The sequence below is a fragment of the Cellulosimicrobium sp. 22598 genome (genome assembly GCF_052044445.1).
Taxonomy (GTDB): domain Bacteria; phylum Actinomycetota; class Actinomycetes; order Actinomycetales; family Cellulomonadaceae; genus Cellulosimicrobium; species Cellulosimicrobium cellulans_G.
Window position 1 is genome coordinate 60,999 of record NZ_JBQEMZ010000014.1, and the last position, 17,428, is coordinate 78,426.

The window sequence follows — 17,428 nt, forward strand, 5'->3', positions numbered from 1 at the left end:
CGCCCGCCCTCCGTCCTCCCGCGGCCTGACCGCCGCTCCCCGCACCACAGATCGGACCCCGAGCTAGATGGGCTGGTTCTCCGACGTGATCGGCCGCCTCGGCGGCCGGTCCCCCGCGCCCGAGCCCGCGCTCGAGCTGCCCGCCCCGCCGACGTCGACCGAGATCCTCGCCTCGGTCGAGCGCGTGGAGCAGCAGATCGAGGGGCGGGTGCCGCCCGCCGTCACGGCGCGCGTGCACCGCATCACCGGGACGGTCGAGGAGATGGTGCCGCGCCTCGACCGCCTCGGCGGCGGGTCGCAGCAGGCGCACACCGTCGTCGCGACGGCCACGAGCTACCTGCCCGAGGCCGTCGGCGCGTACCTGCGCCTGCCGCGCGCCTTCGCCGACCGGCGGGTCGTCGCGCAGGGCAAGACGTCCCTCATGCTGCTGTGCGACCAGCTCGACCTGCTCGGCGTGACGCTCGACAAGATCTCCGACGCGGTCTCGCGCGCCGACGCGGCGGCGCTCGTCGCGCACGGCGCGTTCCTCGCGGAGAAGTTCCGCGACTCGTCGATCGCGCTCGACCCCGGGGCCGGCCAGGGCACGCCCCAGCCGCCGAGCGGCCCGGCGTCGGAGCCCGGACGACTGGAGGCACCATGACCGGCCCGGTGACCCCGAGCCTCGCGGCGGCTCTCGACGCGCTGGACGCGGCGGCGCGCGCCGCGGGCGTGGACGAGGAGGCCGCGCGCGACGAGGGCGCCCGCCTCGCGGCGGCCGTCGCCGAGTCCTCCCCCGGTGCCCCCGCCGCGTGGCTCGCGGCGCTCGGGCACGACCCCGCCGCGACGGGCGCGTTCTTCACGGCCGCGTCGAGCGCGCGGCGCTGGCGCACGTCGCCGACGGACGTCCTCGCCGCGCTCGGGGCGGCCCGCTCGAAGCACGCCGCCGCGTACGGGCAGGCGCTCGCCGACGTCGCACGCGCCGCCGCGCACCTCGGCTCCCCGGGCCCGCACGTGGCCGGGGCCGCCGCGGCCACCGCCGCGGTGCAGCAGTCGGGCGGCGCCCCGCCGCCGGCCCCGGTCGTCACCCCGGCCGCCGGTCGCACGCCGTCGGGCCCGACGCCGCTGCCCGCCGCGGGCGGGCCGCTCGCCACGCGCCCGTCGACCGGCGGGGCGGACCCGTTCGACCTCGGCGACCTGCTCGCCGCGCAGGGCTCGCTCGACGCCCTGCGGCGCCCGGCGCCCGAGGTCCCCTCGGTCGAGTCCATCCTCGACGCGCTCGGCGCGCGCCCGGCCGCAGCACCGTCCGGTGCCACGCCCGCCGCGCCGTCGGGCACGACGCCGGTCGGCGCGCCCACGGGCGGCGCCGACGCCACGGCCACCCGGTCCGAGGCGGCGACGACGGCCGAGGCCGCGGCCGAGGAGGAGCCTCCTCGCTCGATCGAGGAGCTGCTGGCCGAGCTCGACGCGCTCACCGGTCTCGCCCGCGTGAAGGACGAGATCCACCGCCAGACCGAGCTGCTGCGCGTCGAGAAGCTGCGCACCGAGGCCGGCCTCACCCGCCCGACGCTCACGCGCCACCTCGTGTTCCTCGGCAACCCCGGCACGGGCAAGACGACGGTCGCGCGCCTCGTCGCGGGCATCTACCGCGCCCTGGGGCTGCTCGAGAAGGGCCACCTCGTCGAGGTCGACCGCTCCGAGCTCGTCGCCGGGTACCTCGGCCAGACCGCGGTGAAGACCTCCGAGGTCGTCGCCACCGCGCTCGGCGGCGTGCTGTTCGTCGACGAGGCGTACGGCCTCGCGGAGGACCAGTACGGCGCCGAGGCGATCAACACGCTCGTCAAGGACATGGAGGACCACCGCGACGAGCTCGTCGTCATCGTCGCGGGCTACCCCGGGCCGATGGCGGACTTCCTCTCCACGAACCCCGGCCTCGAGTCGCGGTTCTCCACGACCATCACGTTCGAGGACTACGCCGACGCCGAGCTGCGCGACATCTTCGCGGGCATGGCGGCGAAGTCGGACTTCGAGCCGACGCCCGAGGCGCTCGACGTGTTCGCGCGCCTCGCCGCGGCCCAGCCGCGCACCGAGGGCTTCGGCAACGCGCGCTGGGCGCGCAACGTGCTCGACGGCGCGATCGCGCGCCACGCGTGGCGCCTCAAGGACACCGACGCGCCGACGATCGACGAGCTCCGCCTCCTGCTGCCGGTCGACGTCGTCGACGGCGAGGGCGCCCCCGCGCTCCTCGCCACGCTCGACCCGCCCGAGCCCGACGGCGCCCCGGACGACGCCCCGACCGCGGCCGCGCCCGCCGACGACGCGCCGTCCCCCGACGTCGCGTCCCACGACGTCGCGTCCCACGACGCGTCCGAGACCGCCCCCTCCACCGCCGAGGAGAACGCATGACGACCACCCCGGTCCGCCCTGCGGGCCAGCAGATCGTCCCCGCGGGCGGCCCCGCGCCGGGCGCGCCCGGCCCGGCCGGCGCCCCGAGCGGAGCACCGAGCGCCGGCGTGTCCCGCGCCCGGGGCGCGCTGCGCCGCACGCCCGGCAAGCTGCGGCTCGTCATGGCGCTGTGCGTGCTCGCCGCCGTCGCGCTCGGTGCGCTCGGCTTCCAGGCGGGGAGCGTCCAGTCCCGGGCGCTCGAGGCCGCCAGCGAGGACACCGCGCAGCTCGTCGGCGTCCAGGAGGTCCGCAACGCGCTCGTCGCGGCCGACGCGACGGCGACCGGCGCGTTCCTCGTCGGGGGCCTCGAGCCCGCGGACCAGCGCGCCCGGTACGACGACCTCGTCGACCAGGCCGCGACCGGCCTCGCCACGCTCTCCGGGAGCAACGAGGGCGACGCGGAGCTGCTCGGCCAGGTCGCGGCCGACCTCACGGTCTACACCGGCCTCGTCGAGCAGGCGCGCGCGAACAACCGGCAGGGCTTCCCCGTCGGCTCGGCGTACCTCGACCAGGCGTCGACGATCCTGCGCGAGCAGATGCTCCCGGCGCTCGACGAGGTCGTGCTCGACGACGCGGACCGCGTCGCCGCCGACTTCTCGGGCGTCCGCAACGCGCTGTGGGTGCTCGCGGGCGGGCTCGTCGCGCTCGCGGTGCTCGTCGTGAGCCAGGTGTGGCTCGCGCGCCGCACGCACCGCGTGCTCAACGTCGGCCTCGCGGTCGCCACCGCCGTCGTGCTCGTGGTCGGCATCGTGTCGACGGTCCTGCTGGCCCAGGCGAGCTCGCGCGCGCAGGACGTGCGCACGGGGCCGTACGCCGCGACGCTCGCCGCGTCCCAGGCGTACTCGCTCGCCAACGACGCGAAGTCGATGGAGGCGTTCACGCTCATCAAGCGCGGGTCCGGGCAGGCGTACGAGGAGGCGTTCGTCACGGCGACCGACGACGCCACCGCGCGGCTCGACACCGCGGCGTCCGAGGGGATCCTCGACGGGACGACGGCCCAGGCGCTCGACGCGTGGGTGACCCGGCACGCGGACATCCGCGCGCTCGACGACGCGGGACAGTGGGACGACGCCGTCGCGCTCGCCACCGCGACGGACCCCGAGAGCCCCAACGCCGCCTTCGACGCGTTCTCCACGTCCGCGCGCGACGACATCGAGACCAACGCGGCCGCGACGAGCCAGCGGCTCGACGGGGCGGCGACGACCGCGACCGTCGCGGGCTGGCTCCTGCTCGCCGCCGGCCTGGTCGCCGCCCTGCTCGCGTGGCGCGGCGTGACCGCACGACTGGAGGAGTACCGGTGACCACGACGCTCGCCACCCCCGACCGGTCCGCCCGGAGCCGGCGCGCCGCACGGCGCCGCCGCACCGGCGTCGTCGGTGCCGCGCTCGCCGCGGCGCTCGCGCTGACCGCGTGCTCGGGCCCGTCCGGCGCGGACGACCTCCGCCTCACGGCGGCACCCCAGGACGAGGCCACCGAGGAGGCCCCCGCCGCCCCCGCGGCTCCCGCCGAGTGCGCGGACCCGCTCGCGTCCTACGCGCCCGAGGGTGCGCTGCCCGGTCCGGACGCGCTGCCCGGCGGGAGCACGATGGCCGCGATCCGCGACCGGGGGTCGCTGGTCGTGGGCGTCTCCGCCGACACGCTGCTCATGGGCGCACGCAACCCGCTGTCGGGCCAGATCGAGGGCTTCGACATCGACGTGCTCCACGAGATCTCGCGCGCGATCTTCGGCGACCCCGACCGCCTCCAGTTCCGCGTCATCACCTCCGGCCAGCGCCTGGAGGTGCTCGAGAACGGGGAGGTCGACCTCGTCGCCCGCGCGTTCACCATCACCTGCGAGCGGTGGGAGTCCATCGCGTTCTCGGCCGAGTACTACCACGCGGGCCAGAAGGTGCTCGTCTCGCGGGACTCGACGGCCGGCGGGATCGCGGACCTCGAGGGCCAGCGCGTGTGCGCCCCGGAGGGCACGACGACGCTCACGCGCCTCGAGCAGTTCTCGGGCATCGAGCCCGTCCCGGCCACGACCCACACCCAGTGCCTCGTGCTGTTCCAGCAGGGCAAGGTCGACGCGATCACGGGCGACGACACGATCCTCGCGGGCTTCGCGGCCCAGGACCCGTACGCGAAGGTCGTCGGCGAGGCGATCAGCGACGAGCCCTACGGCATCGGCGTCCCGGCGCAGAACGTGGACATGGTCCGGTTCGTCAACGGCGTGCTGGAGCAGATGAAGTCGGACGGGCGCTGGGCCGCGATCTACGGCGAGTGGCTCGGGGGCCTCGGCCCCGCCCCGGCCCCGCCGACCGCGGTGTACGGCCGCACGCCGTGACCCGCACGACCGCACCCGAGGCGCCGGGACGGCTCGGCGAGGCGATCCCCGCCGCCGACCTCCTGGCGTACCTCGCCGCGCTCGAGACGTGGCTCGACGAGCGTCGCACCGAGCTCGACCGGCTCGACGCCGCCGCGCAGGCCGCCGCGACGCCCGACGTCTACACCGCCGACCTCGTGCTCGCGCTGTCGCTCTGGCAGGCGATCCGCACGCGCGCGGACGAGATCCGGCCCGTGTGGGACTCGGGCCGGGCCGACGCCGTCGCGCGCGAGAAGATCTCCCAGCTCGTCTGGGGGCGCCTCGACTCCGGCTCGGGCGCCGCGCTCGTCTCGCTCGTCGAGGCGGTGAAGCTGTGCGACGCGCTCGTCGTCCAGCTCCGCACCCGCCTGTCGTTCGACCCGCACACGGCCGACCAGGTCGCGCGGCTGCGCGGCGTGCGCGCCGAGCTCGTGCGCTGCGAGGACCTGGCGGGCTCCGACGCGGACGCGCGGGGACGCGTCGAGACCCTGCGCGGGCGTCTCGACCACCTCGTCGCCCAGGCCGCGCGCGGGGCCGACGTCGCGGGCCCGCTCGCGGAGCTCGAGACCGAGGTGGCGCGCGCCGAGCGCGACCTCATCGTCGCGTCGGCGCAGCGCCGCGAGCTGCGCCGCGACCGTGCCCGCACCGAGGAGCAGCGCGACGCGCTGGAGGCGCGCGAGCCCGCGCTGCGCGAGCTCGTCGCGCGGTGCCGTCGCGAGATCGCGCACCCGCCGCGGCTCGCCGTCCCCGACGTGTCACGGCTCGGCCCGGTCCCCGACTCCCGCTTCGAGCTCGACGCCTACACGGCGCGACTGGCGACCGTCGCGCGCGCCGTCGAGACCGTCGAGGACGCCTACACCCGCCCGCTGCGCGAGCGCGCCGAGCTGCGCTACAGCCTGGAGCGGCTCGCCGAGAAGGCCGAGGCCAACGGGCGGTCCGCGTCACCCACGGTGCGCTCCGGCCACGCCGAGGCGCGCGCGGCCGTCGAGGCCGTGCCGTGCGACGTGACGCTCGCCCGCTTCCTCGTCGAGCAGTACCAGTTCCTCACCCGCGACCTGCCCACCCCGGAAGGAGCGTCGTCGTGACCACCACCGCGACCGTCCCGTGCTCGGAGCCCGGCTGCCCGGGCACCATCGAGGACGGCTACTGCAACGTCTGCGGCGCACCCGCCGGCGGCTCCGGCGGCACGCCGACGGGGGCCGCGACCGGGACCTCCGGCGCGCCGGCACCGGGCACGGCCGCCGCCGCGTCGCCGTCCGCGATGCTCGGCACCGGGTTCGTCCAGGGCCGTCCCGGGACCGGGCCGTCCGGGGGCGCGGACCCCGACGCCGAGCGCTCGACGCGCACGGGCCGCACGAGCTCGAGCCGCCTCGCGACGGCCGCGCTCGGCTCGGCACGCACCGCCGCGACCGGATCGAAGGCCACGCGCCGCGTCGGCACGTCGTCGACGCGCCTGCGCGGTCGCGGCCTCGGCGCGGGACTGACGACCGTCCCGTCCGTCCCCGCGCGCGACCCGCTGCAGTCCGTGATGGCGGTGCCCGAGGTCGCGGAGCGCAAGCGCTACTGCCCCGCGTGCGGCGAGAAGGTCGGCCGCGGCCGCGACGGGCAGCCCGGTCGGACGTCCGGCTTCTGCCCCCACTGCGGCAACCGCTTCGACTTCACGCCCCAGCTCTCCCCGGGCGACCTGGTCGGCGGGCAGTACGAGGTCGTGGGCTGCCTCGCGCACGGCGGCCTCGGCTGGATCTACCTGGCCCGCGACCAGAACGTGTCGGGCCGGTGGGTCGTGCTCAAGGGCCTGCTCAACTCGGGCGACCCGGACGCCTACGCGGCCGCGATCTCCGAGCGGCAGTTCCTCGCGGAGGTGGAGCACCCGCTCATCGTCGAGATCTACAACTTCGCCATGCACGACGGCGCGGGCTACACCGTCATGGAGTACGTGGGCGGCGAGTCGCTCAAGGAGATCCTCCAGGACCGCCGGGACGCCAACAACGGCGTGATCGACCCGATGCCGGTCGACCAGGCGCTCGCCTACGTGCTCGCGATCCTTCCCGCGTTCGCCTACCTGCACGACCACAACCTGCTGTTCTGCGACTTCAAGCCGGAGAACGTCATCCAGCAGGGCGACGGCGTCAAGCTCATCGACCTCGGCGGCGTGCGGCGCGCCGACGACATGACGTCAGCGATCTTCGGGACGGTCGGGTACCAGGCGCCCGAGGTCGCCGAGGTCGGCCCGTCGATCGCCTCCGACATCTACACGATCGGCCGCACGCTCGCGACGCTCGTCCTCGACTTCCGGGGCAACACGACGACGTACGTCGCGTCGCTCCCGCCGGTCGCCGACACGCCCGTGTTCCAGCAGTACGACTCGTTCTACCGCCTGCTCGCCAAGGCGTGCGCGCTCGACCCCGCGGACCGCTTCGCGACCGCCGACGAGATGCGCACCCAGCTTCTCGGGGTGCTGCGCGAGGTCGTGGCCGCCGACGCCGGCCCGGGCAACCCGGCGCTGCACTCGGCGGCGTCGGTGCTCTTCGAGGCGCCGGTCGCCGACGTGGCGGCCCGGCCGCTCGCCTGGGACGAGCTCCCCACGCTGCGGCGTGATGACCACGACCCGATGGCGAGCTGGCTCGCCGGCGTCAACGTCGTCGACCCGGACGCGCGGCTCGCCGCGCTCGCCGACGCGCCCGAGGACACGGTCGAGGTGCACCTCGCGCGCGCCCGCGCGGCCATCGAGGCGGGCCGCTTCGACGTGCTGCGCGGCACCATCGGCACGATCCTCGCCGACGACCCGTGGGAGTGGCGCGCGGCGTGGCTCGGGGGCCTCGGCGAGCTCGCGCAGGGCGACCCGGTCGCCGCGCGCGCGTCGTTCAACGCGGTCTACGGCCAGGTGCCCGGCGAGCTCGCGCCGAAGCTCGCGCTCGCGGCGGCCTGCGAGCTGAGCGGCGAGCCGGACATCGCGGAGTCGCTCTACGTGATCTGTGCCCGCACCGACGCCAACTACACGGCGCCCGCCGCGTTCGGTCTCATGCGCATCCGCGAGGCGCGCGGCGACCTCGACGGCGCCCTCCACGCGCTCGACCTCGTGGGTCCGACGCGCGGCTCGTACGTCGAGTCCCGCACCCTGCGCGCGCACCTGCTCGCCGAGTCGGGCCGCGGCCTGCCCGCGCTCGCCGACGCGATGGCGAGCGTCGCCGCGGTGTCGATCGCGCCGCGCGAGCGCGCCGAGCTCTCCGTCGGCGTGCTGCGCTCCGCGCTCGAGACCGTCACGCGGTCCGGGCCCGAGCCGACGACGCGGATCGCGGGGGTGCCCGCCGACGAGCCCGCGCTGCGCGACGCGCTCGAGGGTGCGTACCGCGAGCTCGCGTCGCTCACGGACTCGCGCGACGAGCGCATCACGCTCGTCGACCGCGCGAACGAGGTGCGACGGTGGACGGTCCGATGAGCGACGCCCCGACACCCGCGCCCGGCCAGGCCTTCCCCGACCTGGCCGTGCCCGACGACGCCGTCCCGGCGCCGGTGCTCGCGTGCCCCGCGTGCGGCGAGCCGTCGCCCGAGGGCGCGCGGTTCTGCGAGGCGTGCGGCACGCCGCTCGCCCCGCTCCCCCCGGCGGGCGGCTCGGACGACGAGGCGCGCCGCGACGCGGCGGACCTCGACGCGGCGGGCGGAGGACCTGCCGGGCCCGCGACGTCGCAGCACGCGTCCGGGGAGGCGGCGTCCGCCCCGGACGACGGCACCACCGAGCCCGACGCCCGGCCGTGCGTGCGGTGCGGGGGCCGCGTGGCCGAGGACGGGTACTGCACGGAGTGCGGCGAGCCGGCCGCGTCCGAGCGGGACCACTGGGCCGAGCGCCCCGCGACGTGGGTCGCCGGCGTGTGCGACCGCGGCGTGCGGCACTCCCGCAACGAGGACGCGATGGCCCTCGCCGCGAGCCCGTCCGCCGCCGCGGACCGCGCGTTCGCCGCGCTCGTCGTGTGCGACGGCGTCTCCTCCGCGCCCGACTCCGACGTCGCGAGCCTCGCGGCGGCGCGGGCGGCGCGCGACGTGCTCGCCGCGGGCGCCCCGGAGGGCACCTCCCCCGTGGTCGGCGAGCCGACGGCGCGGGTCGCCGCCTGGTCGGCGCTCGTCGCGGACGCCTCGCGGGCCGCGCAGGACGCGATCCTCACGACCGTCGGCGCGATGGCCGACCGCGAGAACCCGCCGTCGTGCACGTTCGTCGCGGCGGTCGTCGACGGCCCGCTCGTCGTCACGGGCTGGGTGGGCGACTCGCGCGCCTACTGGATCCCGGACGACGGCGAGGCGCACCAGCTCAGCGTCGACGACTCCTGGGCGCAGGAGATGATGGCGCAGGGCATCCCCCGCGTCCAGGCGGAGAGCTCCCCGCAGGCCCACGCCATCACGCGCTGGCTCGGCCCCGACGCCCCGGACCCCGTCGCCCGGACGGCTGCCACCTTCCCCGACCGCGACGGCTGGGTGCTGGTGTGCTCGGACGGCCTGTGGAACTACTGCTCCCCCGCCGGCGACCTCGCGGCGCTGCTCCACGCCACCCAGGAACGGGTCGGTCACGACCCGCAGACGGTGGCGGGCGCGCTCGTGGACTGGGCGAACGCCCAGGGCGGCCGGGACAACATCACGGCGACGCTCGCGCGGTTCGACCGGTCGTCGGACGCGGCCTCCCCCGAGCTCGACCCCGACCTCGAGACGACCGTCCCCACGACCTGACGGGCCGCGCGCCGCCGTCCGGCCCGACCCCCGCACGACCCGCCACCACCCACCCCGACCCGATAGCCTGCACGAACACCCGCACCACCGAAGGAGCCCCCATGGCCGAGTTCGCCGCCGAGGTCTACCAGAACGAGTTCCTGTCCGAGGGCGCCACGGACGTCCACGCGATCGTCACCGTGACGTGCACGGGGGCCGGGAGCGCGGGGAGCGTCGGCGGCGCGGGCGGGGTCGCCGAGATCATCATGGTCGACACGTCCGGATCGATGTCGGGCCGGAACATGGAGGCCGCGAAGCACGCCGCCCAGGTCGCCGTGGACCAGATCCTCGACGGCACGTGGTTCGCGATCGTCGGCGGCAGCCATGTCGCCAACCGCGTCTTCCCGTACCCGAACGCGCGCATGGCGATGGTCCAGATGGAGCCGGGCGCGCGCGCCGAGGCGAAGCGCGCGGTCTCGATGCTCACGCCCGGCGGCGGCACGGCGATGAGCACCTGGCTGCGCCTCGCGGACCAGCTCTTCGCGACGGTGCCGCAGGCCACCCAGCGGCACGCGATCCTCCTCACGGACGGCAAGAACGAGTCGGAGCCGCGCGCGAACCTCTCCGCCGCGGTCCGCGACGTCACGGGCCACTTCCAGTGCGACGCGCGCGGCGTCGGCTCGCGCTGGCAGGTCGACGAGCTGCGCGAGATCTCGACGGCGCTGCTCGGCTCGGTCGGCCTCATCGCGGACCCGAACGAGATCGCGGCCGACTTCGAGAGCCTCATGCAGGCGTCCATGGCGCGTGGCGTGGCCTCCGCGGACCTGCGCGTGTGGGCCCCGCAGGGCTCGCAGGTCCTGTTCGTGCGGCAGGTCGCGCCGACCGTCGAGGACCTCACGCACCGCCGCGCCGAGGTGAACCCCCTCACCGGGGCCTACCCGACCGGCTCGTGGGGCGACGAGTCGCGCGACTACCACGTCGCGGTCCGCGTCGCGTCGAAGCCGGTCGGCTCCGAGCAGCTCGCGGCGCGCGTCCAGCTCGCGGTGAACGGCGAGGTCGTCTCCTCCGGTCTGGTCAAGGCCAAGTGGTCCGACGACGAGTCGCTCACCACGCGCATCAATCCCGAGGTCGCGCACTACACGGGCCAGACCGAGCTCGCCGCGGCGATCCAGGAGGGCCTCGCGGCCAAGGCCTCGGGCGACGAGGCGACGGCGACCGTCAAGCTCGGGCGCGCCGTGCAGCTCGCGCAGCAGACAGGCAACGAGGAGGCGACGTCGCGCCTGCGCAAGGTCGTCGACATCGACAACGAGGAGCAGGGCACCGTGCGGCTCAAGCGGAACACCTCGACCCTCGACGAGATGGCCCTCGACACCGCCTCGACGAAGACGACGCGAGTCCGCCGGTGAGCGCCGTCGTCTGCCCCAACGGGCACCCGTCGGAGTCGACCGACTACTGCGACGTGTGCGGCGAGCCGATCGGCGCGGCGTCGGCCCCGTCCACACCCGTGGCGAGCGGGGCGACGCCCGCGGGCGCCGCCCCGGCGGCCGCCCCCGCGACGACGTGCCCGAACTGCGGGTCGCCGGCGCCCGGCGGCGCGCTGTTCTGCGAGAACTGCGGCTACGACTTCACGACCGGCGCGCTGCCCGACCCGGTCGAGCCGCCGTCGGCGCTCTCGCTCGACCCGCCGTCGCGTCCGACGCCCGCGCCCGCGACCTCCGCACCCCCGCAGGCGGGCACGCCCTCGGGGTCCACCCCGCCCCCGCTGCCGACCTCCGCGGCGGGATCCGCGGCGACGCCCCCGTCGTCGTCGACCCCGCCCCCGCTTCCCGCCCCGAGCACCGCCGTCGCCCCCGAGGCGAGCGAGACGGGGACGTCGGGCAGCCACCTCCCGACGCCCCCGGTCCCGGGGCCGGACCAGTGGGTCGTGGAGATCTGGATCGACCCCGACTGGTACCAGGCGCAGCAGCCCGAGGACCCGATGCCCTCCGCGGGACTGCCGGGCCTCGTCGTGCTGCGCGAGCGCAGCGTGCTCGTCGGCCGCCCGTCGGTGTCGCGCGGCATCCACCCGCAGGTCGACTGCGGCGCGGACACGGGCGTCTCCCGCCGGCACTGCCAGCTCAGCACGGACGGCCAGCGGTGGTGGGTCGAGGACCTGCAGTCGTCGAACGGGACCTACGTGAGCCCCGCGGGCGAACCGTTGCCGACCGACCCGATCCCCGCCGGACAGCGACGCGAGCTGTCCGACGGGGACCGGGTCTACCTCGGCGCGTGGACGCGGCTCGTCGTCCGCAAGGCGCTCCCGGGCGAGGTCTGAGCCGGCTCAGCCCTCGGTCGTCCGAGGCTCGGCCTCGGCCGTGATCTGGGTCGCCGCACCGCTGCTGCCCGCGCGGTGCGCGACCTCGATCCGGCGCGGCCGGGCCTCCTCGGCCACGGGGATCGTCAGCGACAGCACCCCGTCCTCGTACGACGCCGAGATCTGGTCGAGCGCCAGACCGCGCCCCACCGTGAGCTGGCGCGCGTAGGTTCCCGAGGGCCGCTCGCGCGCGAGCCACTGGACGTCGGGATCGGTCCGCGGGCTGCGCTCGGCGCGGATCGTCAGCGTGCGGTCCTCGACGGACACGTCGATCGTCCCCGGGTCGACACCGGGAAGGTCCATCGTCAGGACGTAGTGGTCGCCCGCCCGGAACAGGTCGAGCGGCATGCCGCCCGACGCCGACGCCGCGGTCGCGCGCGCGCCGGACGCGAGCTGGCCGACCAGGCGGTCCATCGCGTCGAAGGTGGTCGTGAACGGGTCGATCATCGCAGCCACACCTCTCACCTCCTCGTCGGTCGGTCCCGGACCGTCCGGGACCGGTCGGTGGTCCCGCGAGGTAGGCACCTCGCGGGCGGCTACGTCTCTGTTCTAGCACTCTCCCCCGGAGAGTGCCAAGAGCCGGCGCGCGCCTTCCGGGGGCGGGGCGGAGGGGCGGTTGTCGACTTCCTCCGAGACCGGATCCCGCGACGACAGCATGGTTGGTGGAACCCTCCAACCCGTTGTGCGATCCGTGCACGCGGCGACACCGTCGTCGTCCGCGTCCCCGTCGTCGCGCACCGCGCAGGGCCGGGAGAGTGGACCTGGCCACGACGGGTCGGGCACCGACCCGCCACGACGACGCAGGGAGCACCATGACCGACGCACCGACCACGGCGACCCCCGGGACGCCCGCGCCCGCCACGCAGACCACCGGTCCGGGAGCGGGGCGCCGCGGGCCGCTCGCGCTCGACGCGGGCGACGCCGCGCGCGTCGCGACCTTCGCGGCGCTGATCGCCGCGCTCGGGATGCCGGGGTCGATCGCGCTGTTCGGGAACGCGGTCCCGATCACGCTCCAGACGCTCGGCGTCATGCTCGCCGGCACGATCCTCGGCGCGTGGCGCGGCACGCTCGCGGTCGCGACGTTCCTCGCGCTCGCGGCGGCCGGCCTCCCGGTGCTCGCGGGCGGGCGCGGCGGCCTCGGGGCGTTCGTCGGCCCGTCCGCGGGCTACCTGCTCGGGTTCCTCGCGGGGGCGGCGGTCGTGGGCTGGCTCGTCGACCGGCTGCGCCGGGCGACGTTCGGCGGTGTGCTCGTCGCGTGCCTCGTCGGCGGGGTCGCGGTCGTCTACGCGTGCGGCGTGCCGGTCCAGTCGGCCGTCACGGGGGTACCGCTCGCGACGACGGCGCAGCTCTCCCTCGTGTTCCTCCCGGGCGACGTCCTCAAGGCGCTGGCGGCCGCGGCGATCACCGTCGGCGTCGTGCGCGCCTACCCGGCCGCGCGCCGGTCGGGCCGTTCTGCGGGCCGTCCCATGGCCGCCGGCCGCACCGCCTCCTGACACCTGCGAGAGTGTCCGCGTGCCCGTCGCCCACCAGGTCCTGACGCACGCCGCCGACCCGGCGGTGCGCGACCGTCCCGCCCTGCGCACCCCCGAGCGGTCGCGCACCTACGCCGCGCTCGCCGCGGACGTGCGCGCGGGCGCGACGCACCTCGACGCGACGGGCACGCGCCCCGGCGACGTCGTCGCCGTGTCCCTGCCCGACCCGCTGGACCTGCTCACGGCGGTCCTCGCCGCCGACCACGCCGGCGCGACGCCGCTCGTGTGCGACCCGGCGTGGCCGCGCGCGCACCGCGCGGAGGTCCTGCGCACCCTCGCCCCGCGCACGTTCGTCGAGGTGCCCCTGCCGCGCGGGACCGGCACCCTCCCCGACCTCGTGCCGGGGCTCGCCCCGCAGGGGGGTCCGGGCCCCGGCACGGGCCACGAGCCCGGTCCGGACGACCTCGCGTGGGCGGGGTTCTCCTCGGGCAGCACGGGCCGGCCGCGCGCGGTCGTGCGCACGCGCGCGTCGTGGGAGGGGTCGTTCGACGACGTCACGCGGCTCCTCGGGCTGCGCCCCACCGACACCGTGCTCGTCCCCGGCCCGCTCGCGTCGTCGCTCTACTGCTTCGCCGCCGTGCACACGCTCGCCGTCGGCGCGTGCGCCTTCCTCACGCGCACCCCGGCCGCCACGACCTCCGCGCTCGCGAGCAGCGACGTCGTGCACCTCGTCCCGCAGGTCCTCGACGACGTGCTCGACGCCGTGGCCGCGGGGGCGCCGTCCCGGCTCCGGCACGCGGTCGTCGGCGGGGCGTCCCTCGCCGCCGGGGCGCGGTCGCGCGCGACGGCGCTCGGCATCGACGTGCTCGCCTACTACGGCGCGGTCGAGCTCTCGTTCGTCGCCTACGACCCCGACGGGTCGGGGCTGCGTGCGTTCCCGAGGGTCGACCTCGAGGTCCGGCCGCTGCCGCAGGCGAGCGTCGGCGAGGTCTGGGTCCGCTCGCCCTGGGTGTCTAGCGGCTACCTCGCGCGCGCCACCGGACCGCTGCGGCGCGACGGCGCGTGGAGCACCGTGGGCGACCTCGCCGACCCCCTGCCCGACCCGTCGACGTCGCCGTCCGCGCCCGGCGCCCCGCCCGGCACGCTCGTGCTGCGCGGCCGCGGCGACGGGGCGATCCTCACCGGCGGGTCGACCGTCGTGCCCGAGGACGTCGAGGTCGTGCTGCGCGCGGTGCCGGGGGTCCGGGACGTCGTCGTGCTCGGCACGGCGCACCGGCGCCTCGGGGCGGTCGTGAGCGCCGTCGTCGAGTGCGACGACCGGCCCGGGCTGCGCGCCCACCTGGAGCGCGTCGCGCGCGGGGCGCTCGCGCCCGCCCAGCGGCCGCGGCGCTGGTACGGCACGCGCGCCCTCCCCCGGACCCCGTCGGGCAAGCCTGCGCGCGGGGCCGTGAGCGAGGCCCTGCTGGGGACCGACCCCGCGCGCTCGGGTCTGGAGCCGCTGCGATGACCGCGCCGGGTGCGGGGGCGGACGCGCCCGTGGTCGTGGCCGCGCGCCGCACCTGGGTCGGGACCGCCGGGCACGGGCACCGGTCGTCGTCCGAGGTCGACCTCGCGGCGGGTGCGCTCGGCGCGACGCTCGGCGACGCGCGGGCCCTCGGGGTGGAGGACGACGTCGTCGACGTCCTGCTGGGGTGCTGCACCGGGCCCGGCGGGAACGTCGCGCGGGCCGCGGCGCTCGCCGCGGGACTCGGCGTCGTCGTGCCCGGGCTCACCGTCGACCGGCAGTGCGCCTCCGGTCTCGCGGCGGTGCTGCTCGCCGCGCAGCAGGTCCGGGCGGGCGAGGCGCGCCTCGTCCTGGCCGGCGGGACGGAGAGCGCGTCCCTCGCTCCCACGCGCTCCCACCGCACGGCGTGGGGCGACGTGCCCTACGCGCGCGCCGCGTTCGCGCCGACGCCGTGGGCCGACCCGGGCATGGGGGCCGCCGCCGACGCGCTCGCGCGCCGCCGCGGCGTGACCCGCGAACGCCAGGAGGCGTACGCGGTGCGCAGCCACGCGCGCGCCCTCGCCGCGCACGCGGGCGGGCGGTTCGCGGCCGAGACGGTCCAGGTCGGCGCGCCGGCGCGGTCGCTCGCGCGCGACGAACGGGCGCGACGCCTCGACCCCGCGGTGCTCGCCCGCCTCTCGCCGGCCTTCACGCCCGGCGGCACCGTCACCGCCGCCACCGCGAGCCCGGTGAGCGACGGCGCGGCGGCGGTCGCGGTCGTGCCCGAGCGCGTCCGGCGCGAGCTCGGGGTCCCGGGCCTGCGCGTGCTCGCGTCGGCGACGGTCGGCTGCGACCCCGCGCTGCCGGGGTGGGGCCCGGTCCCGGCGGTGCGCGCCGCGCTCGACCGGGCGGGCGCGCGGCTCGACGACGTCGCGGCGGTCGAGGTCGTCGAGGCGTTCGCCGCGCAGGTCCTCGCGGTGACCGACGCGCTCGGGCTCGACCCGCTCGGCGACCCCGCCGACGACGCGCGGGTCTGCGCCGACGGCGGCGCGCTCGCGCTCGGGCACCCGTGGGGCGCGAGCGGCGCAGTGTCGGTCGTGCGGCTGTTCTCCCGGCTCGTGCGCACGGGCGCTCCGGCCGGGACGCTCGGCCTCGCGACGGCCGCCGTCGGCGGCGGGCTGGGCGTCGCGGCGGTCCTGGAGGTCGTCCGGTGATCGCGAGAGCCCGGGCCGGCCTGGGGCGACCGCGCGCCGTCGGGGACGCTCCGGCCGCGACGGCTGGGACGCCCGGGACGCCCGGGGCGTCCCCCGGGTCCGGGGCCTCCCTCGTGCACGAGTCCTCCGGGTCGGGCTGCACGGTCCGGCTCGAGGACGTCCGCGTGCGCCTCGGCGAGCGCGACGTGCTGCGCGGCGTCGACCTCGAGCTGCGCGAGCGGCGCGTGGGGATCGTCGGGGCCAACGGCTCGGGCAAGAGCACGCTCGCGCGCCTGCTCAACGGGCTCGTCGTGCCGACGTCGGGCCGGGTCCTGGTCGACGGCCTCGACACGCGCCGCGACGGCCCCGCGGTCCGGCGGCGCGTGGGGTTCGTCTTCACGGACCCGGACGCCCAGATCGTCATGCCGACCGTCGCGGAGGACGTCGCGTACTCGCTGCGTCGCCACGCCCCGGCCGAGCGCGACGCGCTCGTGCGTGCCGCGCTCGCCGCGCGCGGCCTGGCGGACCACGCGGACCATCCCGCCCACCTGCTCTCGGGCGGGCAGAAGCAGCTCCTCGCGCTCACGTCGGTGCTCGCCGCGGGGCCGCGGCTCGTCGTCGCCGACGAGCCCACGACGCTCCTCGACCTGCGCAACACACGGCGGTTCGCCGCCGAGCTCGCGGCGCTCCCCCAGCAGGTCGTGCTCGTCTCGCACGACCTGTCGCTCATGGACGCGATGGACCGCGTGCTCGTGGTGGACGGCGGGCGGGTCGTCGCCGACGACGCGCCGGGGCCCGCCGTCGCGCGCTACCTGCGCCTCGTCGACGGGGCGTCGTCGTGACCCCGGGCACCTACCGGCCGGGGTCGTCGGTCCTGCACCGCGCCCCGGCCGGGGCCAAGCTCGTGGGACTGGCGGCGGCGTCGGCCGTCGTGCTGCTGGTGTCCTCGCCGGCGGGGGTCGGCGCGGTGGTCCTCGCCGTCGGCGCGCTCTACGCGGTCGCCGGCGTGGGGTGGCGCGCGGCGTGGGAGCAGGTACGCCCCCTGCGCCTGGTCGTGCCCGTGCTGCTGGCCGTCCAGTGGCTCGCCCTCGGACCGGTGCCGGCGGTGGTGCTCACGACCCGGCTCGTCGCGCTCGTCGCGCTCGCGGGGCTCGTGCTGCTCACGACCCGGACGTCCGCCGTCCTCGCCGCGATCGAGCGGGGGCTGCGGCCGCTGCACCGACTCGGCGTCGACGTCGACCGCGCGGCCCTCGTCCTGTCGCTCGCCGTGCGCTGCGTACCCGTCGTCTCCGCACTGGCTCAGCGCGTGCGCGACGCGTGCCGCGCCCGGGGCCGCGAGCACGACGTCCGCGCCTACGCCGTCCCGCTCGTCGTCGGCGCGCTGCGCCAGGCCGACGCCCTGGGCGACGCGCTGCGCGCCCGCGGCCTCGACGACTGACGGCCCGCCCCACCGCCATGCCGAGAGAGAGC

At 77.2% G+C, this 17,428-nt stretch carries 15 protein-coding genes; 14 read left to right on the plus strand and 1 reads right to left on the minus strand.

Annotation, left to right across the window (positions count from 1 at the left end):
- Nucleotides 1-67 precede the first annotated feature (67 nt).
- The 9 genes from ACTJIY_RS15375 (at nucleotide 68) to ACTJIY_RS15415 (ending at nucleotide 11,771) form a co-directional block, all read left to right on the plus strand.
- Nucleotides 68-640 (plus strand): hypothetical protein, encoded by a 573-nt coding sequence (locus tag ACTJIY_RS15375; RefSeq protein ID WP_440674577.1) that lies wholly within the window; start codon nucleotides 68-70, stop codon nucleotides 638-640.
- A complete protein-coding gene (locus tag ACTJIY_RS15380; protein ID WP_440674576.1) occupies nucleotides 637-2,382 on the plus strand; it encodes an AAA family ATPase in 1,746 nt (581 codons plus the stop codon). Before ACTJIY_RS15375 ends, ACTJIY_RS15380 begins: the two co-directional genes overlap by 4 nt.
- The gene (locus tag ACTJIY_RS15385) at nucleotides 2,379-3,722 is read left to right on the plus strand and encodes a hypothetical protein (protein ID WP_440674575.1); all 1,344 of its coding nucleotides are present in this window, start codon (nucleotides 2,379-2,381) and stop codon (nucleotides 3,720-3,722) included. The genes ACTJIY_RS15380 and ACTJIY_RS15385 overlap by 4 nt, the downstream gene beginning before the upstream one ends.
- On the plus strand, nucleotides 3,719-4,744 hold the full coding sequence (locus ACTJIY_RS15390) for a glutamate ABC transporter substrate-binding protein (RefSeq protein WP_440674574.1): 1,026 nt from the start codon (nucleotides 3,719-3,721) through the stop codon (nucleotides 4,742-4,744). Before ACTJIY_RS15385 ends, ACTJIY_RS15390 begins: the two co-directional genes overlap by 4 nt.
- Nucleotides 4,741-5,847, plus strand: coding sequence for a hypothetical protein (locus ACTJIY_RS15395; RefSeq protein ID WP_253051192.1), 1,107 nt, complete (start codon nucleotides 4,741-4,743; stop codon nucleotides 5,845-5,847). The genes ACTJIY_RS15390 and ACTJIY_RS15395 overlap by 4 nt, the downstream gene beginning before the upstream one ends.
- Nucleotides 5,844-8,201, plus strand: a complete 2,358-nt coding sequence (locus ACTJIY_RS15400) for a serine/threonine-protein kinase (protein ID WP_253051191.1) — start codon at nucleotides 5,844-5,846, stop codon at nucleotides 8,199-8,201. Before ACTJIY_RS15395 ends, ACTJIY_RS15400 begins: the two co-directional genes overlap by 4 nt.
- The gene (locus ACTJIY_RS15405; RefSeq protein WP_440674573.1) at nucleotides 8,198-9,478 is read left to right on the plus strand and encodes a PP2C family serine/threonine-protein phosphatase; all 1,281 of its coding nucleotides are present in this window, start codon (nucleotides 8,198-8,200) and stop codon (nucleotides 9,476-9,478) included. Before ACTJIY_RS15400 ends, ACTJIY_RS15405 begins: the two co-directional genes overlap by 4 nt.
- 101 nt (nucleotides 9,479-9,579) lie before the next feature.
- On the plus strand, nucleotides 9,580-10,863 hold the full coding sequence (locus tag ACTJIY_RS15410) for a VWA domain-containing protein (protein WP_253051189.1): 1,284 nt from the start codon (nucleotides 9,580-9,582) through the stop codon (nucleotides 10,861-10,863).
- The gene (locus ACTJIY_RS15415; protein WP_440674572.1) at nucleotides 10,860-11,771 is read left to right on the plus strand and encodes an FHA domain-containing protein; all 912 of its coding nucleotides are present in this window, start codon (nucleotides 10,860-10,862) and stop codon (nucleotides 11,769-11,771) included. The genes ACTJIY_RS15410 and ACTJIY_RS15415 overlap by 4 nt, the downstream gene beginning before the upstream one ends.
- 6 nt (nucleotides 11,772-11,777) lie before the next feature.
- On the opposite strand, the gene ACTJIY_RS15420 is transcribed toward ACTJIY_RS15415, so the two are convergent.
- Nucleotides 11,778-12,266 (minus strand): Hsp20/alpha crystallin family protein, encoded by a 489-nt coding sequence (locus ACTJIY_RS15420; RefSeq protein ID WP_374614547.1) that lies wholly within the window; start codon nucleotides 12,264-12,266, stop codon nucleotides 11,778-11,780.
- 356 nt (nucleotides 12,267-12,622) lie between these two features.
- Here ACTJIY_RS15420 and ACTJIY_RS15425 point away from each other — a divergent pair, with 356 nt between their 5' ends.
- The 5 genes from ACTJIY_RS15425 to ACTJIY_RS15445 all read left to right on the plus strand — a co-directional run bounded on the left by ACTJIY_RS15425 (nucleotide 12,623) and on the right by ACTJIY_RS15445 (nucleotide 17,396).
- Nucleotides 12,623-13,303, plus strand: a complete 681-nt coding sequence (locus ACTJIY_RS15425; protein ID WP_440674571.1) for a biotin transporter BioY — start codon at nucleotides 12,623-12,625, stop codon at nucleotides 13,301-13,303.
- Nucleotides 13,304-13,322: 19 nt separating this feature from the next.
- Nucleotides 13,323-14,789: a class I adenylate-forming enzyme family protein gene (locus ACTJIY_RS15430; RefSeq protein WP_440674570.1), complete on the plus strand. Its 1,467-nt coding sequence runs from the start codon at nucleotides 13,323-13,325 to the stop codon at nucleotides 14,787-14,789.
- Entirely contained in the window at nucleotides 14,786-15,979 is a 1,194-nt protein-coding gene (locus tag ACTJIY_RS15435) for a thiolase family protein (RefSeq protein ID WP_353708060.1), read from the plus strand. The genes ACTJIY_RS15430 and ACTJIY_RS15435 overlap by 4 nt, the downstream gene beginning before the upstream one ends.
- A 164-nt stretch (nucleotides 15,980-16,143) precedes the next feature.
- On the plus strand, nucleotides 16,144-16,800 hold the full coding sequence (locus ACTJIY_RS15440; protein ID WP_374614653.1) for an energy-coupling factor ABC transporter ATP-binding protein: 657 nt from the start codon (nucleotides 16,144-16,146) through the stop codon (nucleotides 16,798-16,800).
- Nucleotides 16,797-17,396, plus strand: a complete 600-nt coding sequence (locus ACTJIY_RS15445) for an energy-coupling factor transporter transmembrane component T family protein (protein ID WP_440674569.1) — start codon at nucleotides 16,797-16,799, stop codon at nucleotides 17,394-17,396. Before ACTJIY_RS15440 ends, ACTJIY_RS15445 begins: the two co-directional genes overlap by 4 nt.
- The last annotated feature ends 32 nt before the right edge of the window (nucleotides 17,397-17,428 follow it).

Coding starts and splice junctions, on each gene's coding strand:
- ACTJIY_RS15425 (WP_440674571.1), top strand. CDS start 12,623: ATGACCGACGCACCGACCACGGCGACCCCCGGGACGCCCGCGCCCGCC.
- ACTJIY_RS15405 (WP_440674573.1), top strand. CDS start 8,198: ATGAGCGACGCCCCGACACCCGCGCCCGGCCAGGCCTTCCCCGACCTG.
- ACTJIY_RS15410 (WP_253051189.1), top strand. CDS start 9,580: ATGGCCGAGTTCGCCGCCGAGGTCTACCAGAACGAGTTCCTGTCCGAG.
- ACTJIY_RS15375 (WP_440674577.1), top strand. CDS start 68: ATGGGCTGGTTCTCCGACGTGATCGGCCGCCTCGGCGGCCGGTCCCCC.
- ACTJIY_RS15385 (WP_440674575.1), top strand. CDS start 2,379: ATGACGACCACCCCGGTCCGCCCTGCGGGCCAGCAGATCGTCCCCGCG.
- ACTJIY_RS15435 (WP_353708060.1), top strand. CDS start 14,786: ATGACCGCGCCGGGTGCGGGGGCGGACGCGCCCGTGGTCGTGGCCGCG.
- ACTJIY_RS15380 (WP_440674576.1), top strand. CDS start 637: ATGACCGGCCCGGTGACCCCGAGCCTCGCGGCGGCTCTCGACGCGCTG.